Below are 13,975 nucleotides of genomic sequence, written 5' to 3'. Positions count from 1 at the left end.
CAATAATTTGAGCTGCCGAAACTCTAACAAGTACTGTTGCTATATCACAATTTGCAGGGTTTAGTTTCTCGCAAATTTGATATTCTATCGAATAAGCTCCCGCTGGTGTTCCTTGTGGCACTGATACTGAACCGTTACTTGTATCTAAAGTTGGAACCAATGCTCCTACTGTCAATGGTGTAGCAGCTGTTATGAGCGATAAATTGATTTGATTAAATGTTATAGCACTCCCATTTAACTTATCATTAGTAAGTACATTAATAATATTTGGATTATTATTTGCACCATTTACTATGGCAGGAGTATCATTTACTGCATCGATAACTGGTTGCACAACAATTACTGCTATCGAAGCATTGTCACAGTTAGCTGGGTTTAACTTCTCACAGATTTGATAATTAATTAGATAATTACCCGCTGATGTACCTGCAGGAATAGATACTACTCCTGTCGCTGTGTTTAATATTGGAATCTGACCGCCGTTTATTGCTGTTGCAGTTTGTGTAACACTGATTACTATTTTAGATAAATTTATTACCGATCCGTTCAATCTATCGTTTGTGATTGCATTTATCGCATTATTCAATCCAACATAACCATTTACTCCTGTAACTGCATCATTATTAGCAACTATAGCTGGATTTATAACTGATATATAAGCAATTCCCGTATCGCAATTCGTTGGGTTTAGTTTTTCACAAATTTGATATTCAATAGTGTAAACACCTTTTGCCGTGCCCGCAGGAACCGAAACTTGTCCTGTAGTGATATCTAAAACTGGAATTTGTCCTCCATTTATAGCAATAGCTGGTTGTAACACACTCATCATAATGTCACTTAACATCACTTGACTTGAGTTAAGATTGTCGTTTAAGGTAACATTTACCACATTTATTGCACCAACAAAACCATTAATTCCTGTAGCAAGATCATCATTTGCTTCAATTGGCGCTCCTATAACTCGTATTGTTATTAGTGCATCATCACAATTAGTTGGATTTAATTTTTCACAAATTTGATATCTAAAAGTGTATAATCCCGCAGGAGTTCCCGCAGGCACACTTACAATTCCTGTAGCCTCATCAAACGCTGGAATACTTGCTCCTGGAATTGGTGCTGGTGAACTGATTGTGCTTACGTTCAATTCACCCAAGATTAATTGTGCACCATTAAAAGTATCATTCACAAAAACATTTAAGGCATTAGCTAAGCCAATTTTTCCATTTACTGGTAAGATTCTATTGTCGTCATTGGCTACAATTGATGCTGGCAACACTTCTATTCCTACAATAGCGTTATCACAAACAGTTGGATTTAATTTTTCACAAATTCTATAGGTTATAAAATATTTTTTAGCGGGGGTTCCTGCTGGAACACTTATCAATCCTGTACTTGTATTTAATATTGGAACTGGTGCTCCTCCTACAGATGTTGCAGGTATCACTACTGATATGTTAATATCTTTTAATTCTGCAGGAAGTCCGCCTACTGTATCGTTAGTTACGATATCTAAAACATCATTAGCTCCATCATATCCATTAATTCCTAAAACAACATCATTATTAGCAACTATAGTTGATGCTCCCACATTTACTTTTATGGTAGCGGTATCACAATTAGTAACATTTAGGTTTTCACAAATTTGATACACTATCGTATATCCGCCTTCCGTCGTGTTTGCTGGAACTGAAACTAATCCAGTTGTTGTGTCTAAAAATGGAATAGCTCCACCAAGAGAAATTGCTGGATTTATAATGGTTATTGTAATTTCAGATAATGATACTGCTGTTTCATTTAGCTTATCATTTGCAATTGCATCTAAAACATCATTAGCACCTGCAAATCCATCAATTCCTGAGACAGTATCATCATTTGCAATTATTGATGCTGCGACAACATTTACAGTTATAATCGCATCATCACAATTCGTTGGATTTAAAATTTCGCAAATTCTATATGAAATTGTATAAGCTCCTGCTGGTGTATTGGCTGGTACACTAACCAATCCTGTTGCTGTATCTAATACCGGAACTGGTCCTCCTAATGAAGTTGCCGGAATTAATTCTGAAATTTGGACTGCTGAAATTTGGACTGCTGATCCATTCAGATTATCATTGGTAATAGCATTGACAACACTGGTGGCTCCTGTATAACCATTTACATTAGCAACAAAATCATCCTGAGCTTCAATCAATGGAGGATTTACAGTAATGGTTATCGTTGCGCTATCGCAATTCGTTGCATTTAATGTTTCGCAAATTTGATATACAATTGTATAAGTTCCTGCTGTAGTTCCCACTGGAACTGATACAAATCCGGTTACGGTATCAAAAACCGGAATAGCTCCTCCTAATGAAACAGCAGGTGTTACAATACTTGCACTGACTTCTCCCGCAATAACATTCGTACCGTTTAGCAGATCATTTATACCTGCATTCAAAATGTTAGAAGCACCTGCATATCCATTTATTCCTGTAATTGTATCATCAACAGCATCAATCGCAGGCGCACTAACTGTAATTGTAATTGTCGCCTGATCACAATTATCAGAATTTAAGTTTTCACAGATTTGGTATACAATTGTGTAAGTTCCTGACGGTGTTTGAGCTGGTACATCTACATTACCGGTAAGGGTATTTAAGACTGGAACCGGACCTCCATTAATAGAAACTGGTGCAGTAAGCATTGTAATTTGAACATTCAGCCCTTTTGCAGGAAGTCCGTTTAATAAATCATTATTGATCGCATTAAGTACATTCGATGCACCTGCATATCCGTTAATATTTGATGCCGAATCATCGTTTGCTACAATTGTCGAAGCTATAACACTAACACCAACATTTGCCTCATCACAATTGGTCGGATTTAATTTATCGCAAATACTGTATCTAATGATATAACTACCTGCAGGAGTTCCTGCTGGAACATTTATTTTTCCAGTATTTGTATTTAAAACAGGTACTAGTCCTCCGTTAATTGAAGTTGCCGGTTGCACGACAGTCATATTAACTTTGGCTAATTGCGTAGATTGGCCGTTTAGCATATCATTTGGCAGAACATCTAATACATTGCCCGCGCCTGTCATTCCGTTTATATTTGCTACCAAATCGTCATTGGCAACAATTGCGGGAGCAGCAACAGTTATGGTTATTGTTGCAGTATCACAATTAGTTGTATTTAATTGTTCGCATAATTGATAATCGATCGTATAAATTCCTGCCGGAGTTCCTGCTGAGACCGTAACTTTACCCGTAGCAACATTTAGCGTTGGCACTAATCCTCCATTGATTGAAATAGCTGACTGTACAATTTTAATTACTGTTTCAGATAAGTTAGCGGGTTGTCCGTTTAGCAAATCATTTGTCATTACATCCAAAATATCATCAGCACCTACAAATCCATTGATGTTATTTACCGCATCGTCATTCGCAACGATAGAAGCTGCAGAAACCGAAATGGTAATTCTGGCATCGTTACAATTAGTTGGATTTAAAATTTCGCAAATACGATAGTCTATAAAATAATTCCCTGCCGAAGTACCTGCCGGAACACTCACCTGTCCGGTTGCGACATCTAAAAACGGAACAGCTCCACCATTTATTGAATTAGCAGGGGCAACAACCTGAGTCTGGATTTCACTACTATTAACAGCACTATTGTTTAAAGTATCATTAGTAAGCGCATTCAGAATATTTGATTGACCTAAATAACCATCTATACCGATTATGGTGTCGTCATTGGCAACAATTACTGGGGCTAAAACTGTAATACTAATGGTAGCCTGATCGCAAACTGATGGATTTAGTTTTTCGCAAATTTGATATACAATAGAATATGTTCCTGCCGAAGTACCCGCAGGTACATTTACCAAACCAGTTGTTATGTCTAATTCTGGTATATTTCCTGTGCCGATTGCTGTCGCCGGAGTTACCACACTTACAATAACTGTATTCAGTGTTGCTGGGATTCCTGTTATCTCATCATTTGATAAGGCATTAACCACTGCATTTGCTCCTACGTAACCATTTATATTGGTTACCTCATCATTGTTTGCTACAATTGTTGAAGCTCCTACTACTACTTTTATCGTTGCAATATCACAATTACCCGAATTTAAATTTTCGCAAATTCGATATACTATCGTATAGGTCCCTTCTGGTGTTAATGGAGGCACATTAACTTGTCCTGAAGCAATATTTAGTACAGGAACATTTCCTCCTAATGAAACTGCTGGAACCAATACGCTCATCGTAATTTGCGAGGTATTGATCAATGCTCCGTTTAAGGTGTCATTTGTTAAAGCATTAACAGCATTGGCCTGACCTGTTACTCCATTCACATTGGTTACGGAATCATTTACGGCATCTATAACTGGAGTATTTACAGTTATTGTAGCTGTGGCTGTATCACAATTTGTAGTATTTAATTTTTCGCAAATGCTATAAACAATCGTGTAATTTCCTGCCGTAGTACCAGCTGGAATACTTATTAATCCTGTAGTTGTATTCAACGTTGGAATAGCTCCTCCGTTTATCGATACTGCTGGAGTAACTACTCCAATATTTATTTCTGAAAGTGAAACTAAAATACCATCTAAGGTGTCATTCGGAAGTATATCCAAAGCATCTGCTAAACCTGTGTAACTATTTATTCCACTAACCGAATCGTCATTGGCAACTATTGAAGATGAAACAACATTTACCGTTATTGTTGCCTGATCGCAATTATCTGGATTTAAGTTTTCACAAATTTTATACGTTATCGTATAAATTCCTGCAGGCGTATTGGCAGGAACGCTTACAATTCCTGTATTTGTATTTAAAGCTGGAACTGGTCCTCCAAGAATAGGTGTAGCCGGAGTTAAAACTGTTGTTGTTATTTCACTCAATATTAATGGAGATCCATTTAAGCTGTCATTTGTATAGGCATTCAATGCAGACAATGCTCCAGTTTTTCCATTGACAGGCAATGAAGTATCATCATCTGCAACAATTGGAGCCGGAGTAACACGGATGGTAATTAAGGCTACATCCTGATTGGATGGATTTAAATTCTCTGTTAAGACATATTCAATCGTATAATCATCTGCAGGAGTTCCGGCAGGCACACTTACAATTCCTGTATTGACATCTAAAACCGGGACTAAAGCACCTGGAGTTACCGGAATAGCAGTATTAATAATCGTTGGGGTTACTAATGCCAAATCGACTACTTGACCATTAAAAGTGTCATTGCTATAATAAGCATTGATCACATTTGGATTTCCAACATAACCGTTAATTGGTCCCAGATCATCATCATTGGCTATTAATGAGGCATCAATTACTATTATTGTTGCAAAAGCATCGTCACAATTGGTAGGATTTAATTTTTCGCAAATTTGATAATTGATCGTATAAACCCCAGATGGAGTTCCTGCAGGAACACTGACAACACCATTCGTTAAATTTAAAACCGGAACTAATGCGCCGGGCGTGTTTGGTGTAGCTCCAGCGATCTGAGTTAAATTGATTTGACCGATTGTAAATGAACCTTCATTTAAGCTGTCATTTGACAGAACAGTCATTACATTTGGATTTCCATCTACACCATTAACCGGACTGGCAGAATCATCGACTGCATCAATATTTGGAGCTACGACCGGAATTACAATGGTAGCAATATCACAATTAGCAGGATTTAATTTTTCGCAAATTTGATATTCAATTGTATAAGTAGCTTCTGGAGTTCCTGCAGGCACAGAAACAGTTCCTGTAGTTGTATTTAACACCGGCACTGGTCCTCCGCCTATCGAAGTTGCAGGCGTTACAACAGAAATAGTAACCTGCGAAGCAAGAACAGCATTTCCATTTAGTTTATCATTTGTTAAAGCATTGATAGCTAAAGGTCTTCCGTTAGATCCATTCACGTTTGGAGTAACGACATCTGCTACTGCATCAATTAAAGATTGTGTTACCTGAACTGTTTCTGTGGTAGATGAACAGTTGGTCAGATTTGCTTTTTCACAAATCGTATAATTAACGGTATAAGTTCCCGCAGGAGTCCCCGAAGCAAAAGTAATTAAGCCTGTTGTTGGATTTAAACTTACCAAAGGAGAAGAACTTGAATTTACTGTTATATTTACTGTAGTTAATAAGGCCGGATTTCCGTTTAATGTATCAGATCCCAAAACAGTAGTTGTATTTCCTCCTGTTGCGCCATTTATTGAAGCATATACTTCTGGCACAGCACAAATACTTTTGCTAACTGTAAAATTAGTTCCTTGAGAAACACAGGTATTAGCACCAATCTTTCTAACCGTTATTATTTTTACTCCATCCGTCAAACCACTAAAAATACTACTGGCCTGATAAGTCGTTCCTTCGTTTATTGAATACTCGAAACCAGTTCCTTCTGCTGGAGAAGTAATTGTAATGGTTCCTGTTGCGATACTGCAATTAGGCTGTTGTGTTACGCTTCCGATAGGTTTTGCAGGAAGTGCTGAAATATTTAAAGTAACGGTATTTGATAAAGTTTCACAACCAGAAGTTCCTTGTGTTATGGCAACTCTATAATATCTGGTTGTTGTAGTGTTAAATACTGGAGTGGTATAATTAGCTGTTGTTCCTCCATTTCCGTCAGTAACATTAGCGAAAGGACCTGTTGTTGCATTGGCAGTCTGCCATTGATATTGCAATGCTCCCAAACCTGATGCCCCTGATGCCACTACACTAAACGAATAATTATTACCAACACAAATCGCTCCATCTTGTGGTTCTGTTGAAATTATTGGATCATCTACCACAGTAACTGTCGCTGGATCTGAACTTATGGTTGTACAACCATCACCTGAAGCACTAACCTGAACTCGGTAATACGTTGTTATTGTTAGAGCAGGCGTACTATAGTTGGCACTCACAGCCCCTGCAATATCACTATAAGTTCCTGCCAATGCATTGCTGGTTTGCCATTGATAAGTTAACGAAGGAGTTCCGTTCGCAGCAACTACAGACAAATCATAAGAACCCCCCTGACAAACTGAACCATCTGCTGGTTGTGTCACAATAAAAGGATCAGGAATAACGGTTACTTCTACAACATCAGAAGTTAAGCTACACGATGGTGTTGATGTAGTTACTATTGCTCTATAATAAGTTGTAGATGTTAAAGCTGGAGTCGTGTAACTGTCTGAATTGGCTGAAGGAATAGCTGTCCAGCCAGATGTTCCATTGGCAGAACTTTCCCATTGATAGCTAAAAGTAGCCGTTCCTCCATTGGCAGAAGTTGTTAAAGAAACTGTTGCCGAACCACCTGAACAAATTGGATCCGGAGCAACAGGCTGTACATTAATATCACCTATATAAACTATAGCTACATTTGAAATAATAGCATCACAACCTGAACCTGAATTGGTTACAACAACTCTGAAATAACTTGTTTCAGAAAGGTTTGGAGTGGTATACGTATCAGAAGTTGCTGTGTTTATATCTGCATAAGTTCCGCCTAAAGTTGGTGCCGATTGCCATTGGTATGAAAAAGTACCTGAACCGCCAGAAGCCACTACAGACAGCATTGCTGTTCCATCTTTACAAATTGTAGTATTACCTGTTGGCTGAGTTACTATAATCGGATCTGGAATAACAGTTATTTCAGCTTCAGACGAAGTAATTGTTGTACAACCATTTCCGGAAGCTGAAACAATTACCTTATAATAAGTAGTTTCTGTTAATGATGTTATATTCAAGGAACTATCTGTAGCACCTGAAATAGCTGTAAAACCCGAACCTGAACTTGTACTGGATTGCCATTGATACGTTAATGATGGAGTTCCATTAGAAGCCTGAACACTTAAAGTAAAATCTCCTCCTTCACATATAGTTCCTCCCAGAGGCTGTGTATCTATTGCTGGGTCAGGAACTACGGCTGCAGTGACCACATCAGATGTTAAAGGACAGCTCGTTGTTGATGAAGTAACAATAACCCTAAAATTAGTGTCTGCAGTCAAAACATCTGAAGTAAAATCTGCTGTAGTTGCCGTTGGATTGGTTTCATCAGCAAAACCTGAACCCGAATCACTCTGCCATTGATAATTAAATGTTCCTGTTCCTCCATTTAATGAAGCTGTAACACTTAAACTAACTGTACCTCCAACACAAATCGCATCAGGAGTTGCCGGTTGAACGGTAATCGCTGTTACAAATACGGGAACTGCATCCGAATACGTTTCACAATCACTTAAGCTCTGCGTAATTCTTACTCTGTAATATAAATTTGATGTTAATGAAGCTGTTGTGTAAGTATCGGTATTTGCCCCAGTTCCATCTGTAACATTTGCCCAGCCTGATGTTCCATCTGTTGAACTCTCCCATTGATAACTTAAACCACCGCCAGAAGCATCACCAGAAGCAATAACATTCATGGTATGTGTTTCACCTAAACATATTGTGTTTCCAACGGGTTGTTGGCTAATCGAAGGATCTGGAATTACAGTAACTTGAGCGCTGTTTGAAGTTACTAAACCACAGCCATTTCCTGTTGCCGAAATTTCTACTTTGTAATAGGTGGCTGAAGTTAATACCGTTGTAGTATAAGTGTTTGAGTTTGCTCCAGTTATTAAGTCGAAATTTGAATTATCTGAACTGCTATACCATTGGTAATCTAATCCTGGTGTTCCACCTGTTGCCGTTACAGATAAATCGAAAGTTCCGCCAGTACAAATAATTCCTCCCAAAGGTTGCACTGTAATATTAGGATCGATAGCAATAACTGCTGTGACTGTATCCGAATTTAAATTACAGCTTGTTGCAGATGAAGTAATAATACATCTAAAATCTGTATCTGCTGTTAAAGCATCTGAAGTAAAATTCGAAGTAGTTGCTGTCGGATTCGTTTCATTGACAAAACCGGAACCTGAATCACGCTGCCATTGATAACTAAGTGTACCTGCCCCTCCGCTTAATGACGCTACAATACTTAAACTTACTGTACCGCCTACGCAAATTGGCGCGGGTGTTACAGGCTGAGTTGTTATAGTGGTTACATTGACCAATGCAGGATCTGAAAAAGTTCGGCAATCACTTCCTGACTGAGAGATCCTTACTCTATAATATAAATTTGAAGTTAAAGTTGCTGTCGTATAAGTATCGGTAGTTGCACCAGAAATATTTATCCATCCTGAAGTTTCGTCTGCAGAACTTTGCCATTGATAAAGGAGTGTACCTGCATTACTATTTGTAGTTGTTGCAGTAACACTCATTGTATGAGTTTCACCTGAGCAAATTGTATTTCCTAATGGCTGATTAGTTACTACTGGATCTGGAATGATTATTAGTTTGGCCGTGCTACTTGTAATTTGAGTACAGGAATTCGAAACATTTACTCTGTAATAATAGTCCCCAAAAGTTAAGGAACTGTCTGTGGTATAAGAAGCATTAGTCTGACCTGAAATATCTGACCAACCTGATGTTCCGTCTGCTGAAGTTTGCCATTGATAGCCGTAAGGCGTTACGCTTCCTGAAGGCGTTGTGTTTAAAGTTAAAGTTCCGCCTACACAAATGGTTGTGTCACTTGTTAAATCAGATGTTATTAAATCGGATGGTTTTTCAATATTAACTTCATCAGAATAAGGTGTACAGCCTCCACTGGAGATAGTCCATTTCATTCGTGTTGTCCCAACAGAAAGATTAGTAACTGTAGAATTAAAATCATTTGGATTTGTTATAACGGCTGTATTTCCTGCATTTGTTACAAAACTCCAGGTTCCTGTTGCTGTCCCTGGGTCATTTCCGTTTAAAGTAGCTATTGCTGTGTTACAAATAGTTTGATCTGTTCCCGCATCTGCCAACGGAGGTAAAGCATTTATTACAACTGATACTGTACTCGAGCTTGGAGGGCAAGATCCACTTGTAATAGTCCATTGAAATATATAAGGGTCAACTGGAGTTCCAAAAACGATTTCTGTAGGACTAGTACCAAAAACAGCTGTTGTGGGAGAGGTTGGTGTTTCGAAAACAACAGCTGTCGGTCCCGAAATTTGTGTCCAAAGTCCTGTACCACTAGTTGGATTATTAGCAGCTAAATTTAATTCCTGAAATTCACAGATTGTAATTGGTGTTCCTGCAGCAGATGTTGTTGGTAATGGATCGACTGTTAATTCCATCTCATCAAATGCACTGCAAGTTCCATTTGTTGCTGTCCATCGAAGTATATAAGTTCCCGAATTATTGGCTGTAAATGTCGAGGTCGGACTCGTATCGTCTGAAAAATTCCCTGTTAGACCCGCACTTTCAATTGTCCATTTTCCACCTCCAGCACTAATTACATTACCTGCTAAAGTAGCGTTGCTGGACTGACAAATAGTCTGATCTGGACCTGCATTCGGAACCGTCAAATCTTCAATAACCGAAATCGTAACAGTAGTAGTTGTTGGAATACAAACTGAACCATTACTAACTGTCCATCTAAAAACATAAGGTGTTCCTTTTTCTAAATTCGAAACTGTAGTAGTTGGTAAAATTTCGGAGCTAAAGATTGCAGTTGTTGTTCCCGTACCTGGTTCTTGAGTCCATTTTCCCGTTCCAACTGTTGGCGGGGTAGCTGTAAGTTCTGTTGTTGAACCACAAATTGCATTATCCCCTTCAGCAACTGCCGCTGATGGCGGTTCTGCATTTTCAATTCTTACCTGATCTGAGCTATTACAAGTTCCTGCACTTACTGTCCAATTAAAAACATAAATTCCATAACCTGGATTTAAAAATATTGTATTCGGATTTGTATCATTTACAAAAGATCCACCTGCAGGGCCTGATAATACTGTCCATTTTCCTGTAGTTCCAGTGTCAGGAGATGAAGCTGCCAATTGAATTCCCGCAAGACCAGCGTCACAAAGTATTTGATCTGGACCAGCACTTGGAGCATTAGTTATTTGCCCGCTTATGGTTACACTAATATCATCAGACGTTTCCGGGCAAGATCCTTCAGCTGCAATTGTATATCTAAACACATATACATCTGGAGTTAAACCAGTAACAGCTGCGCTATTGCTTCCTGTTTGTATAACTGTTGGCGGTGTACTTCCTCCCGAAACATAACTCCAGGTCCCTGTACTTCCATCATTCCCATTTAAATAAAGAGGGCCTTCTAAACAAGTAGCGTAATCAGATCCTGCTGCTGCAACTTCGGTAACTTTTATAGTAACCTGATCTTTATTTTCTGGGCAATTAATTCCGTTATAAGTCGTCCATTCTAAAACATAAACTCCTGTAATTAGATTCGATAACGTTGAAGTTGCAGATAGAGCATTAGAAAAAGATGGTGAATTTGGCCCAGAAATTAACGTCCAGATACCACTTCCAACTGTTGGTGGCGTTGCGGCAAGAGTAACACTGTTTTGATCACATACTGTTTGGTCTGGTCCAGCAATAGCTGGTGATGGAGCTTCATTAATATTTAATTGTATCGAATCAGAAGAAGCTGCACAAACACCTCTTGAAATGGTCCATTTATACACCCACGCCCCAGCGGTTAAACCAGTAATTGTCGTTGTTGGACTTGTAGGATTGGTAATTACAGGACCATCGCCTCCACTTACAAATTCCCATAAACCTGTTTCACCTGCTGCAGGAGTATTTCCTATCACGGTTACATTATCGTCACAAACACTTTGATCATTTCCTGCCTGTGCAACCGTAATAGTTGGAGCAATTGTAACGGCAACACTATCAACTGCATCTGAACATACAACATTAGAAATGGTCCATTGAAACTCATAATCTCCATCGCTCAAACCTGTAACTGTTGTATTGTATTGACTTGGAGTTGTTATTGTAGCATTAGCGCCAGCAGTCTGAATCCATAAACCTGTTCCTGGAGAAGGATCATTTGCTGTTAAAGTTATAGACGAAGTTCCTGTTGGAGCACATTGATCAGGTCCTGCATTAGCTGTAGCACCTTGTGAATTATTGGCCGTAACGTCAACCGTATCAGACGATGTGCCACAACCATTTTCAATCGTCCAGGTAAAAGTATAAACTGCTCCTTGTGCCAAACCCGAAACAGTTGCATTTGGATCATTAACATCACTAAAAATTATACCTGAACTTGGAGAAACACTCCAAGTTCCTACTTCACTGCTTGTGACAGTATTTCCTTGCAGTTGAAGTAGTGTTCCATAACAGATAGTTTGATCATCTCCCGCAGCAGCAGTTGTAGGAGTTGCGCTAGAAACAATTACCTCAGAGATACTCTGACTTACATCGCAGGCTGCTCCTCCGGAAATCGTCCATCTAAATTTATAATTTCCATTTACTAATGATGAAACTGTTGTAGTTGGATCATTTACATTAGCGAAAATCGCTGACGAAGGTCCTGAGACCTGCGACCAGGTACCTCTTCCGCGGGTAGGAATATTTCCTGCCAAAACCGCCGAAGTTAGATTACATGCCAAAATTTGGGTAGTTCCGGCGTTTGAACCAGAGGGTTGAGCCGAAACAACTATTGAAACATCGTCATAAACTGTTTCGCATTGGCTTCCCGGATTTGGCGCTTTTATGATCCTTACAATGTAAGTTCCTGAAAAATTCAAGTCATCTATAGTTACACTATTACCTGAAAAATTAACTAAAGCTGTTGGAAAGTTAAGGTATTTCGGATTTAAGAGTACATTTACTGTTGGTCCATCTACGATCTGCCAGCTCATTTGTCCGCTTCCAGTTGAAGTTACAGGTATGGTTGCCGAAAAAACATCACAATCTAAAGCCTGATCCGGACCCGCTGCTATGGATATTATATCCTCTAAAACTACTGTATGAGTTCCTGTTGAAACACAATTTGTAGCGCTATTACTCAACGTATATAAAAAAGTATAAGTACCTATAGTTGTCATTCCAGAGACAACGGTTGAGGGAGAATTAGGATTTTCAATTGTAACAGTTGGCCCGCCAGTTTGTGCCCATTGCACTGATTCATTCACATACAATGGTACTGTTCCCTGTAAAACAGTAGATGTTCTCCCATCACAATAATAATTAGAAGAATCATTTACATCAGTAACATCTGCAGTTGGAGCAGGAACTGTAATGGTTACTTCATCAAAACCATTTGCACATGTGCCAGAAACAGTCCATCTTAAAACATAAGTTCCCTCAATTAAGCCACTAACATTGGTATTATTGCTGTTTGTATTTGCAAAATTAGGAACATTTGGTCCTGAAATCACTGTCCAGACTCCTTGCTGCTCTCCAGGAGTATTACCGCCAAAACTACCATTCAGGTCTACATTTTGAGTTGATGAATAACAATTAGAAAGTATTATATCTGTACCTGCACTAACTGGTTCGACTCCACCTAAAGTGGTAATAGTAATTTCATCAAAAGATTCACAATTTGAAGAAGAGTTGACAATTGTCCATCTCAGAGTAGTCGTTCCAGACTTTGTACCTGTAACCGTAATCGATGCATTTGGTGAACTACTATTACTGATAGTAATTCCCGCATTATTGCTTCCTATTGTGCTCCAAGTACCTGTTTCAGATGTGCCTACTAAGTTTCCTTTTAACGAATAAGTTCCCTGACAATAGGTTTGGTCTGTCCCTGCGTTTGCAATTGTAATTGGTAAAATTGTAACGTAAAAATCATCCGAAACCGTTGCTCCGTCTGCACATTTAGCCGATAATCGAAATCCATAAGTATTTCCTGTAGCTGCTCCTTTTACTAATGTTTGAACTAAGCCTGGATTAACAATCTGAACTGCATTACCTGAAATTTGTGTCCAAACCGGATCCTGTAAAAAATCAGATCCAACATCTGCATTCGCTGTCCCTAATAAATAAAACTGATCTGGAGGCAAAGCTGCTTCTCCTCCAGGACATAATAATCTGTCAACGTTGGCATTTACCGTACAGTTTTGCGAAAACGTGTAAATTGGGAATATAAAAAGTAGAAATAATAAAACTTTTTTAATCGCTGTAAAATCAATAAAAGAGTAAATTAATTTCAT

The 13,975-nt window shown here is 38.6% G+C and carries 1 protein-coding gene (cut by a window edge); it reads right to left on the bottom strand.

The window, feature by feature from the left end; translation table 11 throughout:
- Window positions 1–13,975: the 5' end (the start) of a DUF7507 domain-containing protein gene (locus ACEN2I_RS09165; protein ID WP_441765797.1), read on the bottom strand. It extends 14,273 nt beyond the left edge of the window; the window shows 13,975 of its 28,248 coding nt (coding positions 1–13,975); it begins with the start codon at window positions 13,973–13,975; its stop codon lies beyond the left edge, outside the window.

The organism is Flavobacterium sp. W22_SRS_FK3, from assembly GCF_052113665.1.
Lineage (GTDB): Bacteria > Bacteroidota > Bacteroidia > Flavobacteriales > Flavobacteriaceae > Flavobacterium.
This window is presented reverse-complemented; position numbering and strand designations above follow the sequence as displayed.